The following is a 16,640-nucleotide window of genomic DNA, read 5'->3' as shown; positions in this document are numbered from 1 at the left end:
AGCCATAATAGCACAAAAGGAAGCCCAAAAAGAGCGAGTAGGTTGAAAGAAAAGCTGAGTGTTTTATATCACAAGAAAAATTCCCATCACCTTCACCACAAAAAAACCGCAAAAGGTATTACCCTATTGCGGTCAAAAGCTATTATGCGTGCACTACTGATAATGTAGCAAGTCGTTCAACAGCCTCAGCTATTAATTCTTCATTTTGAACAAGTGCTAAGCGTACATAACCAGCTCCAGCATCACCGAAGATGATACCTGGTACCATGACTACGCCTGTTTCTTTAATTGCATGATATACAAAGTCGATATCGTTCATTTCTTGATTTGGGTATTTAGCCCAGACGAACATACCACCCTTTGAAGGTGTTACGTTCCAGCCAATTTTAGTTAAACCATCCATTAAAATATGGTGGCGTTTTGAGAATGTAGCACGAAGACGATCTGTTATTTCTTCAGCATTGTCTAATGCAACAATACCAGCTTCTTGGATTGGCTCAAAAGTTCCGTAATCCAAATTAGATTTTAGTTCTTGGATAATTGAGATCATCTCAGCATTTCCTGCTATGTAGGCAATACGTGCACCAGCTAAACTAAAGCTTTTAGAAAGAGAGTTGATTTCCATGCCGACTTCTTTAGCTCCTGGTGTAGCAAGGAAGCTTGATGGACGGTCGCCTTCAAAATAGAATTCTGAATAGGCAGCATCATGTAAAATAATGACATTATATTTACGGCCAAATGCAACTGCTTTAGCGAAAAATGCTTCGTTAGGCATTGCAGGAACTGGATTTCCTGGTAAGTTAAGAATCATCAGTTTTGCCTTTTCAGCAACCTCTACAGGAATTGCATCGAAATCTGGTAAGTAATTATTTTCTTCTAATAAAGGCATATAGTAAGGAATAGCTTCTGCAAGATGAATACCGGCATCAAAGGCTACGTAGGCTGGGTTCGTCGTTAGTACATAGTCACCTTTATTACAGAAGGCCATCGGTAAATGGACAAGTCCTTCTTGTGAACCCATTGTTTGAATAATTTCCGTATTAGGATCTAAATCTACATTAGTACGACGTTTGTAATAACGGGCTACCGCTTCGTAGAATCGTTTCGTACCACTTAGTGTATAACCATATGAGCTGGCTAATGCACTACGCTCAGACAATACTTTACGTACTTTTTCGTCTGGTGGAAGATCCGGGCTTCCTAAGCTTAAATCGATTAATTTAACGCCTTCAGCTGCTTTCGCATTGGCCGCCGCTTTCAAATCACCGAATATTGCTTTTGGAAACATAGCCATTTTTTTTGATTTTTCGATTTTCACATGCAAGCACTCCTTAGTTGCAAAAGTAATTTTAAGAAATATTTTAACATACTAAAGCTATTATGTAACAGATAAACTTTAGTAATTTCATATTATTTGATAAATATTCTCTGAATGTTCAATGTTTATAAATGTTTTAAGATTAAAAAAAGAGATTTTAGTTCATCTTCACTAGTGAAATATATTAATACAAGTGATATTTATATTGGCTTGCCTCTAAAAATGATCTATATATTACTACTATATGGTAGCTTTAATTATGTAAATATACAAAATGTAACAATCGAATTGTTGTTTGGGGTTATAGTAAATAAATCATCTATCATTTTTAGAGTGAAGATTCCGAGTTCTAATAAATAGATTTTGTAACAGTTTATGATACAGATTCGGACTAGAATAGTCATAAAGTAGGTACATCATCAATTGAATCTGTCTCAACAGTATCAAAAAAATTGGCAAACTTTAGTGAGGATTTAGTTAACTCTGTAAAAAGTTCAAAATAAAAATTTTATGGTAAATCAAATGTCTTATAGTAGGCATTTGATTTTTTTGTGGAAAATTGTATGTATTTTCAAAATAAACTATTATAAAGTTGGTTTTTACTATGGAAGTGTTGCAAACCTTATTAAATTTTCAAAAAAACTATAACATGATGCTTTTTCTTAGTGTTTTACCTTCATTGATATAGAAATGTTTAAAAAATAAATATACTTAACTTAGATTTCATCATAAAAGAAGAAATATGTTCATATATTTCTTAAAGAAAAGACCGTGAAAAATAAGGTTTAGAATGAACTTGACGCAAATTTTTATCTTCTATGAAATATTTTATTTTCGATAAAAATGGAATGTGTATTCTAAATCAAATAATAGAATCAATACATTTGTTATAAGTGTAGTTCGAAATTGATGGTGAAAAAGGAGGTTTGATATGCATATAAATGTAATATATAGACCTAGGTTTTATGCTAAATATGGAAAGAGACTATTAGATGTAGTTGTTTCTAGTATTCTTTTGCCTATTATTGTACTTATGATGCTAATAATAGCTATTGCATTACTAATTGTATCTGGAAGACCTATTTTCTTTACACAAGAGAGAACGGGATTAAATTACTCAAACTTTCAAATTTGGAAGTTCAGGACGATGCGTAATGATCTTAGTCAGAGGTGTAAAGTGACTGACTGGGAAGGTGGGGTCCCCGAACAGTTTGTTTTTAAGAACTCACAGGATACGAGGATGACAGGTATAGGGAAGTTACTAAGAAAAATGAGCTTAGATGAACTACCACAAATTATTAATGTTTTAAAAGGTGAAATGAGTCTAGTAGGACCAAGACCTGAAGTACCTGAAATTACAGCTTATTATAATGTAGAACAGTCTAAAAGATTGTATATGAAACCAGGAATTACAGGATTGGCGCAAATAAATGGACGTTCTAATATTCCTCATGGAAGAAAAATAAATTATGACATTGATTACGTAGAGAATTGCTCTTTACTACTCGATATCAAAATATTAATTCGCACTATTCGTGTGGTTTTTAGTCGAGAAGGAGCTTATTGATATGTAATTCAAGTTATATTTCATCTATATAAATGGCCATGTATTGCGAGCAAGTCGAAAAATAATGAAGTTTGATCATCCAGTAAACTGACATGTGAAGCCAAAAATGATGGAGTAAAAAGAAATAATAGCTTATTTCACTTATACATAATAGATTCTTAGAAGGTTTTTAGTATTTGTAACTGTATTACAGGCAGTAATGTTTGACTGTTAACAGCGGCTATTAATTCCATATTAAAAACCAGATAATTGCAGCAAAGTATTTGTGTAATCATAAGCATTCGTTAATGGTGGTTTCAAGGTAAATAAATTGGCCATATGGAGAACAGTTTCATTAATCAGCGTATATTGGCTAACACAAAGATCAAAGAAAGGTGAGTTAATGAAAATTGTTCAAATAATCACGAAATTAGATACAACTGGCGGAGCTCAAACACATGTACTTGCTCTCACAAAACAACTTGCTTTAGATGGACATGAAGTAACAATACTCACTTCAAAAGGAGAACTCATTTTTAAGCCGTTAAATGAAAAGAATATAAGCATTATTCAACTTCAAAATTTAAAATGGGCTATTCACCTTGTAGCTGATATTCGTGCATTTTTTGAAATACGTTCCATATTACGTCGTATTAATCCAGATGTAGTAGCTCTTCATTCATCAAAAGCGGGTGTAGTTGGTAGGTTAGCAGCTTTTTCTTTAAATATACCAACTGTCTTTACTGCACATGGTTGGGCATTTACTGAAGGAGTAAAACCAATAAAACGTTGGATTTATCAACAAATCGAGAGGGCATTTGCGAGAAAAACGACTAGAATTATTACTGTTTCAAATTATGATTACGCACTTGCTATCAAAAAAAAAGTTGGCAAAAAAGAAAAAATGACGACGATTCATAATGGTATTCAGAATAGTAATAAACATAGCTTTCCTCAAAATAAAATATCAAAAATCGTTATGGTAGCAAGATTTGAGCAACCTAAGCGTCAAGATCTTTTGATTGAAGTTCTTTCCTCAATGAAAGAAAATGAGTGGCAGCTAGTTTTCATAGGTGATGGAAAAGAGATGGAAGCTGCAAAAACGTTAACGCTACAAAATGGTATCGACCACCGCGTTACATTTCTAGGTTCTCGTGATGATATAGAAACACAACTACAACAGGCTGACATCTTTGTCCTTTTGTCTAATTTTGAAGGACTACCTATTTCTATCTTGGAGGCAATGAGAGCTCAGTTACCAGTTATCGCTTCGAATGTAGGGGGTGTACAAGAACTCATTATCGATAATGAAACAGGGTATATAGTAAATCATGATATACAAGTTATTAGAGACAAGTTGATTCAATTACTAGAGAATAGCGACTTAAGGCTGCAACTTGGTCATGCAGGTTGCCGTTATTTTGAAGATAGATTCTCATTTCATTCTATGTATGACAAAACAGTGAGTCAGTATTTACAGGCTCAAAATGAAAAGAAACAGATAATAGATGTAACAATACTTGATCATCACTAAGTTTTTATTAGCAATTCTCTAGATTTTTAAATTTAGACAAGTTACAAACGGATTTGTATTAAAGGAGGCGATTATCCTAAAGACATCTCGTTCTAGGAGGAAGAATGTAATAAGTAATTCAAAGAAGTTAAGAAATGGAGAGAAGTATTGAACATTCTAGTAACTGGTGGAGCAGGATATATTGGCTCACATATATGTATCGAGTTAATCCAAGCTGGTCATGAAATCATTATTGTAGATAATTTTATTAATAGTAATAAAGAAGTAATCAATCGTATGCAAGCAATCACAAAGAAAAAAATAACATGTCTCTCCGTAGATATTAGTCATAAAGAAGATTTAGAAAAGGTATTTCAAAACTATTCAATCGATAGCGTCATTCATTTAGCAGGTTCCAAATCTGTTTCAGAATCCCTCCACAATCCAATTAAATACTACTTGCAGAATTTGGTAAGCACAATCCAGTTAGTCGAACTAATGAATAAGTATAAAGTACGTCAACTCGTTTTCAGTTCATCAGCAACTGTCTATGGCACCCCAGAACAATGTCCTATCCCTGAAACTGCAACCTTAAATACAACGAATCCCTATGGAACAACAAAGCTAGCTGTTGAAAAATTCTTATATGAATTTGCACAATCCAATCATTCTTTTTCCATTGTTTCATTACGATATTTTAATCCAATTGGAGCACATGAAAGTGGCATGATAGGAGAAGATCCTTTTTCCGTTCCGAATAATTTGATGCCTTATATTACGCAAGTGGCAACGGGTAAATTACCTTTTTTAAATATATATGGAAATGACTATCCAACGCTTGATGGAACCGGTATTCGTGATTATATTCACGTAGTAGACTTGGCAAAAGGTCATGTAAAAGCGTTAGAAAGTTTAAAAGGAAAGTATGGATGGAGAGTATTTAATCTAGGTACTGGTGAAGGATATAGCGTCCTACAAGTTGTAAAAACATTTGAATATGTCTCAGGTATTCCAATTAAATACCTAATAAGTGATCGACGTGAAGGTGATGTTACCATTAGCTATGCAGATGCGACAAAAGCAAAACAACAACTGAATTGGGTAGCAGAAAAAACTTTGGAAGATATGTGTCGAGATGCTTGGAGATGGCAAAGGAATAATCCAAATGGTTATAAGGTAAGGAATGTAGCAGAAAATCAGTTGTTATATATAACTGATTTGTAATTGTTGCATAAAAATGGAATATGATTTATACTGTATTAAACATACTGAATTACCCTGTTTTAAAATACTTTTCTAAAGCCCTATAGGAAAACTATGAGGGCTTATTTCCTATGGTTAAATTGACAGAAATGTTTGCTTATCTGACAATTTAATGATAGGATTAAATCAATTACATATTCTTATCAAGAGAAGCAGAGGGATAAGGCCCTGTGAAGCTTCAGCAACCTCTGATTTAATCAGAAAGGTGCTAAGTCCTACAAGACAAAAGTCTTGGAAGATAAGAAACGAGCGTGTTAAGTTAGCCCTCATTCTTATCCTTAGAATGAGGGCTTTTTATATGCGTGTACATAATAGACAAAAAGGAGAGAAATAGCTATGCCAATTAATATTCCGAAAAACCTTCCGGCAACGGAATTACTAAAAGAGGAAAAAATCTTCGTAATGGAAGAGGACCGTTCAAAAAGCCAAAATATTCGTCCTTTAAATATATTAATTTTGAATTTAATGCCAGAAAAAGAGAAAACTGAGCTTCAATTATTACGTCTACTTGGTAATACACCTCTACAAGTAAACGTAACGTTTTTAAATACTGCAACGTATGTTTCAAAAAATGTTAGTAAAACACATTTAGAATCATTTTATACGACGTTTGAACATGTTAAGCACCGACGCTTTGACGGCATGATTATAACGGGTGCACCGATTGAATTAATGGAGTTTGAAGATGTTGATTTTTGGAAAGAAATCGTCAGTATTATGGATTGGACTAAAACAAATGTCACTTCTGTGTTACATATCTGTTGGGGTGCACAAGCAGCACTTTATCATCATTATGGTATTGGGAAATTCCCACTTGCGAAGAAATGCTCAGGAATTTATGATCATACAATCACAGATCCAACTGTAAAGCTTGTTCGAGGTTTTAATGATATATTCACTGCACCACACTCACGGAATACATCTGTATCTATTGAAGAAGTTGAAGCTCATCCAAAGCTCAAACTACTTTCAGCCTCTGATGATGCTGGAGTATTTATTGTCATGTCAGAAGATGAAAAGCACATCATGATAACTGGGCATTTAGAATACGATGCTCATACTTTGGCAGACGAATATTCACGTGACGTTGCAAAAGGGTTGAATATAGAAGTTCCTCAAAATTATTTTCCAAATGATGATCCAGCAAAACAGCCATATAATACTTGGCGTTCACATACGCATTTATTGTTCTCTAACTGGCTGAACTACTATGTGTACCAAGAAACACCATTTGAGTGGGAATAATATAAATAAATGCTCTATTCTATTAGTAAAATAGCATAGGGCATTTTCTTTTTTTGTAGATACTCTTTATAAGTAAAGACCATTTTCTATTAAAATCTAAAGGTGAGCACCAACAAAGCATACTTTATGCTATTATAAATATAGTTTATCTCGAAGGGAAGACAATTAATGAACTCACCTTTTACATTTATTCATACAGAACCAAAAAATATGGATCCATCTAAAAAATACCCAGCCATTTTCTTATTACATGGAATGGGGAGTAATGAGCAAGATTTACCTGGATTAGTAGCTGAATTTAAAGATAGTTGTCATATTTTTAGTTTGCGTGGTCCTATTACACATAAACCTGGTTATGCCTTCTTTACAATTCAAGATATAGGGGAACCAGATCGTCCAGTTTTTGATAAAGTAGTTCATTTTATCCGAGAATTTATAGATGAAGCTTCTTTCGTTTATAATATTGATGTAGAGAAAGTTGTATTAATGGGCTTCAGCCAAGGAGCTATTTTAGCACAGTCACTAGCATTTGTTTTAGGCGATAAGTTGACAGCAGTTGTCGCTTTAAGTGGTTATATTCCTGATTTTGTGAAAAACGAATATCATAAACAATCAGTGGAACATATGCCAATTTTCATCTCTCATGGTGAATATGATTATGTTCTACCGCATCAATGGGGTCTTGAAAGTAAGGACTTCTTTGAGTCATTAGGTGCAGCTGTCACGTTTAAGAGCTATCCAGACGGACATGGTGTTACACCAGCTAATCACTTAGACTTAGTCACTTTCTTAAAAGAACAAATTTCTTAACTATATTTTAAATGCTACGAGAAAAATTATGTACTGACATAGAAAAATGAGACAAATAAAAACACCTTTCGTTGAAAAATTGGGTATCCTACTTCTAAAAATCAACGTGGAGGTGTTTTTTCTATGGGGACAAGAACCAGTTATCTAGAATAAATGAAAATGAAGGCAATTAAGATGAAATTAGCTGAGATTCCTGTAAAGCATGTATTTGAAGAAACAGCCAGCTGCCATTACAATCTCATCAACTGACTGTTTGCTTTTGATAAAAAGATGAAAAGTTTATAATCCTGCCTTTAATTCAGAGTCCAATAGAAGATCTAGGTCCTTGAACCGTCAAATTGAAAAGTATTAATGATATTTCATAGGGTGTTTGTTTCATATCACTATCTAACCATTGTTGAATAACTCCTAAATGAGCAGAAGTTGGACCAAGAATGACATTCATGAAGTCGGAATTTTCTTTTATATATTCAGATAATTCTATTAAAAAAGGTGCTGGCTGATTTTTAGTATAAAAAAAAGCGGATACTAAATAGAAAAAACCACTTTAGAACAAGCAAAAAATTAAATAGAAGAAAAATAAACAAAGCCATGGTAAAAAGTCGCTCGTGGCTTTGTTTATTTCTATATTAATTGTAAATAGTAATAACTTTAATATTATCGTATGAATAAATATTGATTAAATATAAACCTCGGTAGTCTATATAGATAAGATCAAAATCCAGCGTCTAAGAGAAAATAAAAACCAAACTAGAAAAATACTAGTATGGTTTAAGAATAATAATTGTTACTTTACTGTTTTGTCTGCCTTAAATTGTTGAAATAATTGCTCCCTATTTCGAGGGAAGGGGACATCAATTGCTAACATGCCGTTTTGCAGTAATTGCTCTGCCGTTTCAAATACCCATGGCTTCTCAAGATGAGCTTTTGAAAGTAAGTTAGGTTGTTTAAAAACGGAGACAGGATCACCATGATATAGAATTTGTCCATCACTCATGACAATGATCTCATCAGCCCATTCATATGCAAAATGCACATCATGTGTCGATAAAATAATAGTTTTATGCGGTTTATGAATCGTATTTAAAAGTGACATGATTTGTTTAGAATAATATGCATCGAGACCTGCAGATGGTTCATCTAATATTAAGACATCGGGATTCATTGCTAAAACTCCAGCAATAGCAACACGTTTTTTCTGTCCTAAACTTAAAAAATGAATTGGTTTTTGTTGTAGGGCGATAACTTCAGTTTTTTGCATCGCCCAGTCAACTTGTTCAACTACTTTTTCTTTAGACCAGCCAAGATTAATTGGACCAAACGAGATATCCTGTTTTACAGTGCCAGAAAATAATTGAGAATCTGGATCTTGAAATACGATGCCTACTTGCTCTCGTAACTGTAATAAAGATTTGCGCCCATACTCCATCCGTTCTCCTTTAAAATATATCTCACCTGAAGTGGGTTGCAATATCCCATTTAAATGCTGAAATAATGTAGATTTACCAGCTCCGTTATTACCGAGTAGTGCAATTTTCTTACCTTTTTTTATAGAAAGAGAAAGCTCGTTTAATGCAATCGTCCCATCTTGATAGCTATGTGTAAGATGTTGTATGTCAAAAAAAAGCTCATCCATTTAGACTTCCTCCAAACTGAATATAAACAGAGACAATGCTAAAAGAAATGAGTCCAATTAATACCCAGTTTCTTTTAGAAAATGAATACTCACCCTCTAATAATTTTATATCTTCCGTATAGCACCGAGAATTCATTGCAATTATTAATTCTTTAGAACGTTGAAATACATGGACAAATAAAGTGGAAACAAGTAAACCTAATGAGTGGATACTTTGTTTCACAGTAAAATAACCAAGACGAGAATTTTGTGCTTGATGAATTTTAAGTGATGTTTCTAAAAAAACGAAAATGAAGCGATATGTTATTTCAGTTAATTCGATTAATAATGCTGGTACTTTCAGCTTACGTAATACATGTAAAATATCATGGATGGGTGTAGTCAATGTTAAGAAATATAAGCAACTAATACTACTTAGCACTGTAAAAAATAATTGGATTGCTGTCTCTACACTATTTTCTGTAATAAAAATATGAAATCCTAAAAATTCAGTTGTCCAAAGTGAAGAGGGGCTTAAGCTATGATTGCTTGAAACTGAAATTAATATTGTAAGCATACTCGATAATAGGAAAAAACTAGGCACTAATAATAACTTGAAATAATATTTAAAAGGAATTTTCGCACCTAAAATTGTAAAAGCACTCATCACAGTGAATGTGATGAGTGATACAAGTGTATCTTTCACAGTTAACGAAAATAACATCAGAAAAAAGGTGAATACCATTTTTTCTATTGGATGAATATGCTGCCAACGATTCATATAAGCATATTTATCAATAAGAAGCATCTTATATTTGACCCTCTTTGTTATTCACATTATCTTTGCGTTTGTATTTACCTCTTGTTAGACCAACAAAGTAACCGATAAAACCAGCACCAATGGCTGCTTGAAGGCAGAATAATAGACTTTCGATTTCACCACTTGGTGGCTCCCAAATACTTGAGAACCAAGGCTCATACGAAGCATTAATTTCGCCAATGGCAGCTTCAGCTTCACCATCAGCTCCTCCAAATTCAGCCCCTTTTTGAATGAAAAGAGGGAAAATAGCAAGAATGACAACGATTGAGATTAGTATTAAATTCTTTTTCATCGTTGTTCAGCTCCTTTTGTGAAGACGCGAAGTGCTTTTAGCTCAGCTACGTTGTATTTTTTTAAGAAATTCATAATGACCACAGTTAAAATACCTTCAGAAATAGCTAAAGGAATTTGCGTTAAAGCAAAAATACTACTAAATTTAGTGAAAGAGGCAGAGATTCCACCGATTTCAGAAGGGAATGCAAGTGCTAATTGAATAGAAGTGACAAGGTAAGTACCAAGATCACCTAAAGTTGCAGCCAAAAATACAGCAAATGCAAAGGATAAACCTGCTTTAGAAGCCCCTTTGTAAACAGCGTAAGCAATTAGTGGACCAACGACTGCCATTGAAAATGCGTTAGCACCAAGTGTTGTTAAGCCACCATGAGCTAAAAGCAATGATTGGAATAAAAGAACAATAAAACCTACAATACTCATTGCAAATGGCCCAAATAATACAGTTCCTAAACCTACACCAGTAGGGTGAGAACAACTACCAGTTACAGATGGGATTTTAAGTGCGGATAAAACAAAAGCAAAAGCACCAGATAAGCCAAGCATCATTTTAGTATCTGGATTTTCCTTAATTGTTTTACGTATTGAACGGAATCCAATTATCAAAAATGGAATTGTTACTGCCCACCAGAAGATAGCCCATTCTACAGGTAAGAATCCCTCCATAATGTGCATGGCAAATGCTTGATTTGGAACAATCATGACAAATGCTAAAAAATAAATCATTTTCCAGTTAAATATTGATTTTAACTTATTCATATTATTCTCCCTTTTATTTATGTATTTTTACTAGATATACAGTTATATACAAATAACACCTCCTATGAAATACCTCTCTGGATAGGGCGTACAGCCAGTTTGCAAATAAAAAAGCACTTCTTTCATAGAAAGAAGTGCGTGAAGGAAAAGTCATCAAAAAATAAGACTTACTCACTTTCACACCCATCCTCGTAGGTTGAAACAGTTCCTCACTTTATGGCAGGTCTCCTGGCTTAGAATCCTCATTTTGCTACAGCCTTCCCGTCTATTGACAGTGACATAATGTAGCAAAACTCCTCAACACAGTGGCGGGACCGCGTCGGATTAACACCGACTTCCCTTTTAAGTTAAACGCTAATTTAACACCATAAAGTTTATTGAATTGTTTGATTTCAGAATATAGTGTATCATGAGAATTTTCTTTCTACTAGATTTTTTTATGGAATTTTCAAAAATATTGAAATTGAGTAGTAAGGTAGATATAACTGTTTTTAATAACTTTATATAGGTGTAAATGTAGAATTTAAATTATGTCAAGATAATATTCATAAAAAAATCTATTTGAATCTAGTAAAATTTAGTATATGATAGTTACAGATTTAGAATTTACTGAATAATACAATTGAATATCAAATTTAAAAGTGCCGACATGTTTGGTTTATTGAACATGTAGGATAATAGGGAAATCGGTTAGAATCCGATGCAGCCCCCGCTACTGTAACGCTGATGAAATGATAACACTCACTGGTAAAATACTGGGAAGAGATCAAAGTAAAGTGACGCGTAAGCCAGGAAACCTGCTTTTATAATTATGAACGATACTTTTCGGAGGGAAAGGTGAAGGCTACAGTGGACGATGCTTATTTATTTTGATGTGTTGTCTGAATAATCTAGTTTTTAAACCTTAATTCTTTGAATTAAGGTTTTTTTATTTACCAAAATAAATAACTAGTTGCCAATTTACCCTATTTCCATAGATTTTTCATAAAAAATGATGAACACAGTATGGGAGGATCACGATGACAACTTGGAATTTAGAAAGAATGAAAAGCCATTTGCTCATTTGTAATGGTAGTAGCTGTTTGAAAAAGGGCGGCGAAGAAGTAACGCTGGCAGTAAGGGATGAGATTGCTAGGCTTGGGGTTGACGAACAAATACATACAACTCGAACTCGCTGTAATGGACGTTGCAAAGATGCCTGTGTCGTTATTGCGTATCCACAAGGTACTTGGTATCAAGCAGAATCTCCTGAAATTGGCCGTCAAATTGTTCGCGAATGTATGGATCAGCAAGTTGCACCTCATGTCGTCTACCAAACATTAAATGGCAACATGACGAAAAACCCTACATCAGGAGCGATTAAAGGTATTTCGAAAAACAAATAGTTAGATGTAACGAAAAGGAGATGTTTGAATGTCGCAACTTGGCAAACTTTATGTAGTTGGTTTTGGTCCAGGAGATTTTAAACATATTACAACTAGGGCAGTTGAAGCACTGCAAGAAAGTGATTTTATTATCGGTTATAAAACGTACGTTGAACTCATTCAAGATCTAATTGATAGTAATACATCTGTCATCAGTACCGGTATGACTGAAGAAGTTTCTCGGGCTCAAGAAGCCGTAAGACAAGCTGAAAATGGTAAAAAAGTAGCGGTCATTTCAAGTGGTGACTCAGGTGTGTACGGTATGGCCGGACTAGTTTATGAAGTGTTAATAGAAAAGGGATGGACAGAAGCAACCGGTGTTGAAATTGAAGTTATTCCTGGCATTTCCGCTATTAACTCTTGTGCTTCTTTACTTGGCGCACCGGTCATGCATGATTCATGTACGATCAGCTTAAGTGACCACCTAACTCCATGGGATTTAATAGCAAAACGTGTGGAAGCTGCGGCAATGGCGGATTTTGTAATAGCTCTTTACAACCCACGGAGTGGTCGTCGTACACGACAAATTGTCGAAACGCAACGTATTTTATTACAGTATCGTTCACCTGAAACACCAGTAGGTTTAGTGAAAAGCGCTTATCGTGATCGACAAAATATCATCATCACTAATTTAAAAGATATGTTAAATCATGATATTGGTATGTTAACGACAGTTGTCATCGGTAATTCATCGACATTTTTGTATGATAATAAAATGATTACGCCTCGTGGTTACCAAAGAAAATACACATTGAATGCTGAAAAACAACCACTAAAACCACATCAACGTTTGAAAGAAGAGGCAGAACCGTGGGCAATGGACCAAGAAACCGGCATTCAGCGTAGTCAAATTATTGATAGTGCACCTGCTTTAGTAAGAGCTAAGCAACCGTCAGTTGTAAAAACAGAACCAAAACCTAAAATTGGCTCATTTGAAATGGCATTAGATGCATTAACTCGTGTAACGGGTCAGCAAGTGGAAACTCAAACTACTTTTGTACAGCAAGAAATGGAATCTATTTTCGAATTAGCCGTAAGCCCTGGGGTTGCAAATAAAAGGTTTACACCAAAACAAATGATGACATTAGCTGATGTAGTTGGAGATAAAGGCACTATGGAATATACACCAAACCATAATATTCTTTTGAAAATCCCAACAACAAAGCCAGATTTTATTACAGCTAGACTGCAAGATGCAAACTTTATTCTGTCACCAGTTGGTGATGTTGTCACAATAAAAGCATGTGATTTCTGTGATGGTGAGAAAACGGGCGGAATTCCTTATGCTGAGGAACTTCAAGAAAAACTTGGAGGTCTGAACATGCCTAAAGAATTTAATATCGGTTTTAATGGCTGTGGTATGGCATGTTATAAAGCTGTAATGGAAGACGTCGGAATCGTCTATCGAAAAGGTAAATTTGATCTTTTTGTAGGTGCGAAGCCAGTTGGTAGAACGGCTCACCCAGGACAACCAGTTGCAGAGGGCATTGAGCCAGAAAAGATTGTAGAAGTTGTCAGTAATATCGTTGAAGAATATCGTCAAAATGCACATCCGAACGAGCGCTTGTTCAAATACTTCAAACGTGTGAAGCGAATTCAAGGATTTAACTATCAAGATATGTCACCGAAAATTGAAATTGAACCTGCTCCTTGCGGGGATTAAAACTTAGGGGGAACTATATTTATGAAAGCTATATTATTCGTCGGGCATGGTAGTCGTTTAGCAAAGGGTAATGCAGAGGTTAATAAATTTGTAGAGCAATTAAAGCCAACATTAGATGGTCAATTACTAGTGGAATCTTGTTTTTTAGAATTTGCATCACCAAACATTGCACAAGGGATTGATAACTGTGTCGTTAAAGGTGCTACAGAAATCCATGTTATTCCGATTATTTTATTGCAAGCAGGACATTCGAAAATTCATATTCCAGCAGCGATTGATGAAGGTAAAGAAAAATATCCTACTGTACAAATTACATATGGTCGTCCACTAGGTGTACATGAATCCATTTTCTCAATTTTAAAAGAACGTTTAACAGATGCCGGTTTCAATCATGAAGCGGAAAATAAAGATACAGCTATTTTATTAATCGCACGTGGTGGTAGTGACCCAGATGCTAATAGCGACTTTTATAAAATTGCCCGTATGCTTTGGGAACAGTTAAATGTTCGTACAGTAGAATGTGCATTTATGGGTGTAACTTACCCAACAGTTGAGGAAGGTATTGAAAGATGTCAGCAGTTAGGAGCTAAAAAAGTAATTATGCTGCCTTACTTCCTATTCACAGGTATTCTGATGGAACGTATGGAACAAATGGTCTTAAGTTACCAAACTAAGTACCCTGAATTAGAAGTAAAATTAGCGTCTTACTTTGGTTACCACGCTGAACTAAAAACAGTATTAGCAGATCGAGTTGAAGAATCACTTCAAGGTAATGTGAAAATGAACTGTGATACTTGCCAATACCGTATCAATGCAATGGAATTTGTAGAGCATCATCACCATCATGACCATGATCATGACCACGACCACGGCCATCATCACCACGATCATGACCATCACCACCATGAACACGATCACGAACATGCTGGTACTGCAAAATGATTTTGTTTTTAGCAGGTACGAGCGATGCCAGAGCATTGGCGATAGAGTTACAACAAACTGGATACCCAGTTTTTGCAACTGTTGTCACTGAATCAGCTGCAAAAAGTTTAGTTGAAGCAAATATAGAAACGCATATTGGTCGTCTAACAGCTGAAGAAATGGCTCGATTTATTCAATCAAAAAACTTACAAGCTGTAGTAGATGCATCTCATCCATTTGCAGAAGAGGCATCAAAAAATGCACTAGAAGGTGCAAGATTAGCAAGTGTTCCATATATCCGCTATGAACGTGAAAGTCAGCAATTCGAAAATGACAAATTAATCTTAGTAAAAAACTACGAGGAAGCGGCAAATCTGGCGGCTAAAAAACGCGGTGTCATCATGCTGACAACTGGCAGTAAAACACTTGGTACATTTACTGAGAAGTTATTAGGATTAGAGGATACAAGAGTCATTGCCCGTATGCTACCACGTTTAGACAATATGGAAAAATGCGCAGAGCTTGGTGTAGAACAAAAGAATATCGTTGCTATTCAAGGTCCATTTTCTAAAGAGCTTAATATAGCTCTTTATAAGCAATACGATGTCACTTTAATGATTACCAAAGAAAGTGGCAAAGTAGGTTCAGTTGATGAGAAATTAACAGCAGCTCTGGAATGTGGCATTGAAACAATTATGATTGCTAGACCGAAAGTAGCTTATGAGAATGTTCATTCTACTTTTATAGATGTTATTCAAGCATTACAAACTCAACTTTCCAAAATTTAGGAGGAATTCCAAATGGATTTTAGAACAGATTTTAAACCTTTAACAGTCGATCCAGATAAAATTTACGAACATAGTTTTGCAACTATTTTAGAGGAATATGGTCCACATGATTTTACGGAAGATGAATGGAAAATCATTCGTCGTATTATTCATGCTTCAGCGGATTTCGATTTAGGTCGCTCAGTAATTATTCATCCAGATGCGATTGAAGCGGGTATTAGAGCTATTCGTTCTGGTAAAGCAGTTATCGCTGATGTGCAAATGATTGAAAGTGGTACCGGACATAAGCGATTCCAAAAACACGGTGGAGATGTATATTGCTATATTTCTGATGAAGATGTTTCGAAAGCTGCTAAAGAGGCAGGTGCTACACGTGCTATTATGTCAATGCAAAAAGCTGCTCATTTACATGAAGGTGGTATTTATGCAATTGGAAATGCACCAACTGCATTATTAGAATTGATTCGCTTAATTAAAGAAGGTGTAGTAAAACCGGATTTAATAATCGGAATGCCTGTTGGATTTGTATCTGCTGCAGAATCGAAAGAAGAATTAGCTAAAATCACAGAAGTACCGTTTATTACAAACCTTGGACGTAAAGGTGGTAGTACCGTAACTGTTGCGGCACTTAATGCCATTTCACTATTAGCTGATCAGGCTTAAC

General features: G+C 34.8%; 16 protein-coding genes and 3 riboswitches. Of the genes, 10 read left to right on the top strand and 6 right to left on the bottom strand.

The features are described from left to right. Positions 1-142: 142 nt before the first annotated feature. On the bottom strand, positions 143-1,318 hold the full coding sequence (locus tag MKY02_RS11575; RefSeq protein ID WP_038181461.1) for an aminotransferase class I/II-fold pyridoxal phosphate-dependent enzyme: 1,176 nt from the start codon (positions 1,316-1,318) through the stop codon (positions 143-145). Between the two features lie 931 nt (positions 1,319-2,249). On the opposite strand from MKY02_RS11575, the gene MKY02_RS11570 reads away from it, so the two are divergent. The 5 genes from MKY02_RS11570 to MKY02_RS11550 all read left to right on the top strand — a co-directional run bounded on the left by MKY02_RS11570 (position 2,250) and on the right by MKY02_RS11550 (position 7,695). Further along, a complete protein-coding gene (locus MKY02_RS11570) occupies positions 2,250-2,885 on the top strand; it encodes a sugar transferase (protein ID WP_076034933.1) in 636 nt (211 codons plus the stop codon). A 382-nt stretch (positions 2,886-3,267) separates the two neighbouring features. Further along, the gene (locus tag MKY02_RS11565; RefSeq protein ID WP_076034934.1) at positions 3,268-4,398 is read left to right on the top strand and encodes a glycosyltransferase family 4 protein; all 1,131 of its coding nucleotides are present in this window, start codon (positions 3,268-3,270) and stop codon (positions 4,396-4,398) included. 147 nt (positions 4,399-4,545) lie between these two features. After that, a complete protein-coding gene (gene galE, locus MKY02_RS11560; protein ID WP_038181471.1) occupies positions 4,546-5,601 on the top strand; it encodes a UDP-glucose 4-epimerase GalE in 1,056 nt (351 codons plus the stop codon). A 176-nt stretch (positions 5,602-5,777) separates the two neighbouring features. After that, positions 5,778-5,885: riboswitch (SAM riboswitch) on the top strand. A 91-nt stretch (positions 5,886-5,976) separates the two neighbouring features. Beyond that, positions 5,977-6,885 carry a homoserine O-acetyltransferase MetA gene (metA, locus tag MKY02_RS11555; protein WP_038181475.1) on the top strand — a complete coding sequence of 303 codons (909 nt, stop codon included), beginning with the start codon at positions 5,977-5,979 and terminating at the stop codon, positions 6,883-6,885. Between the two features lie 168 nt (positions 6,886-7,053). Next, a complete protein-coding gene (locus MKY02_RS11550; protein ID WP_038181480.1) occupies positions 7,054-7,695 on the top strand; it encodes an alpha/beta hydrolase in 642 nt (213 codons plus the stop codon). A 298-nt stretch (positions 7,696-7,993) separates the two neighbouring features. On the opposite strand, the gene MKY02_RS11545 is transcribed toward MKY02_RS11550, so the two are convergent. The 5 genes from MKY02_RS11545 to MKY02_RS11525 all read right to left on the bottom strand — a co-directional run bounded on the left by MKY02_RS11545 (position 7,994) and on the right by MKY02_RS11525 (position 11,180). Beyond that, positions 7,994-8,140 carry a TetR-like C-terminal domain-containing protein gene (locus tag MKY02_RS11545; protein WP_143691030.1) on the bottom strand — a complete coding sequence of 49 codons (147 nt, stop codon included), beginning with the start codon at positions 8,138-8,140 and terminating at the stop codon, positions 7,994-7,996. Between the two features lie 342 nt (positions 8,141-8,482). After that, a complete protein-coding gene (locus tag MKY02_RS11540) occupies positions 8,483-9,331 on the bottom strand; it encodes an energy-coupling factor ABC transporter ATP-binding protein (RefSeq protein WP_340709031.1) in 849 nt (282 codons plus the stop codon). Next, positions 9,324-10,118: a cobalt ECF transporter T component CbiQ gene (gene cbiQ / locus MKY02_RS11535; protein WP_038181491.1), complete on the bottom strand. Its 795-nt coding sequence runs from the start codon at positions 10,116-10,118 to the stop codon at positions 9,324-9,326. The genes MKY02_RS11540 and cbiQ overlap by 8 nt, the downstream gene beginning before the upstream one ends. 1 nt (position 10,119) lies before the next feature. Continuing rightward, complete coding sequence (locus tag MKY02_RS11530; protein WP_038181494.1) at positions 10,120-10,422, bottom strand: energy-coupling factor ABC transporter substrate-binding protein; 303 nt, start codon at positions 10,420-10,422, stop codon at positions 10,120-10,122. After that, positions 10,419-11,180 carry an energy-coupling factor ABC transporter permease gene (locus MKY02_RS11525; protein ID WP_038181498.1) on the bottom strand — a complete coding sequence of 254 codons (762 nt, stop codon included), beginning with the start codon at positions 11,178-11,180 and terminating at the stop codon, positions 10,419-10,421. The genes MKY02_RS11530 and MKY02_RS11525 overlap by 4 nt, the downstream gene beginning before the upstream one ends. Positions 11,181-11,381: 201 nt before the next feature. Beyond that, a riboswitch (cobalamin riboswitch) is annotated at positions 11,382-11,565 on the bottom strand. A gap of 244 nt (positions 11,566-11,809) precedes the next feature. Continuing rightward, positions 11,810-11,999, top strand: a riboswitch (cobalamin riboswitch). 200 nt (positions 12,000-12,199) lie between these two features. Here MKY02_RS11525 and MKY02_RS11520 point away from each other — a divergent pair. From MKY02_RS11520 to MKY02_RS11500, 5 genes are read left to right on the top strand one after another with little or no spacing between them, the layout of a single operon-like run. Continuing rightward, the gene (locus MKY02_RS11520) at positions 12,200-12,565 is read left to right on the top strand and encodes a (2Fe-2S) ferredoxin domain-containing protein (protein WP_038181501.1); all 366 of its coding nucleotides are present in this window, start codon (positions 12,200-12,202) and stop codon (positions 12,563-12,565) included. 28 nt (positions 12,566-12,593) lie between these two features. Further along, positions 12,594-14,267: a precorrin-3B C(17)-methyltransferase gene (cobJ, locus tag MKY02_RS11515; RefSeq protein WP_076034936.1), complete on the top strand. Its 1,674-nt coding sequence runs from the start codon at positions 12,594-12,596 to the stop codon at positions 14,265-14,267. Positions 14,268-14,288: 21 nt separating this feature from the next. Continuing rightward, entirely contained in the window at positions 14,289-15,209 is a 921-nt protein-coding gene (locus tag MKY02_RS11510) for a sirohydrochlorin chelatase (RefSeq protein WP_340711211.1), read from the top strand. Further along, positions 15,206-15,976, top strand: coding sequence for a precorrin-6A reductase (gene cobK, locus MKY02_RS11505; RefSeq protein WP_340709028.1), 771 nt, complete (start codon positions 15,206-15,208; stop codon positions 15,974-15,976). Before MKY02_RS11510 ends, cobK begins: the two co-directional genes overlap by 4 nt. Before the next feature lie 12 nt (positions 15,977-15,988). Then, positions 15,989-16,639 carry a precorrin-8X methylmutase gene (locus MKY02_RS11500; RefSeq protein WP_038181511.1) on the top strand — a complete coding sequence of 217 codons (651 nt, stop codon included), beginning with the start codon at positions 15,989-15,991 and terminating at the stop codon, positions 16,637-16,639. Position 16,640 lies beyond the last annotated feature (1 nt).

Source organism: Viridibacillus sp. FSL R5-0888 (assembly GCF_038009105.1).
Classification (GTDB): Bacteria; Bacillota; Bacilli; order Bacillales_A; family Planococcaceae; genus Viridibacillus; species Viridibacillus arenosi.
The sequence above is the reverse complement of the archived record's forward strand: the minus strand, read 5'-3'. Positions and strand labels throughout refer to the sequence as shown.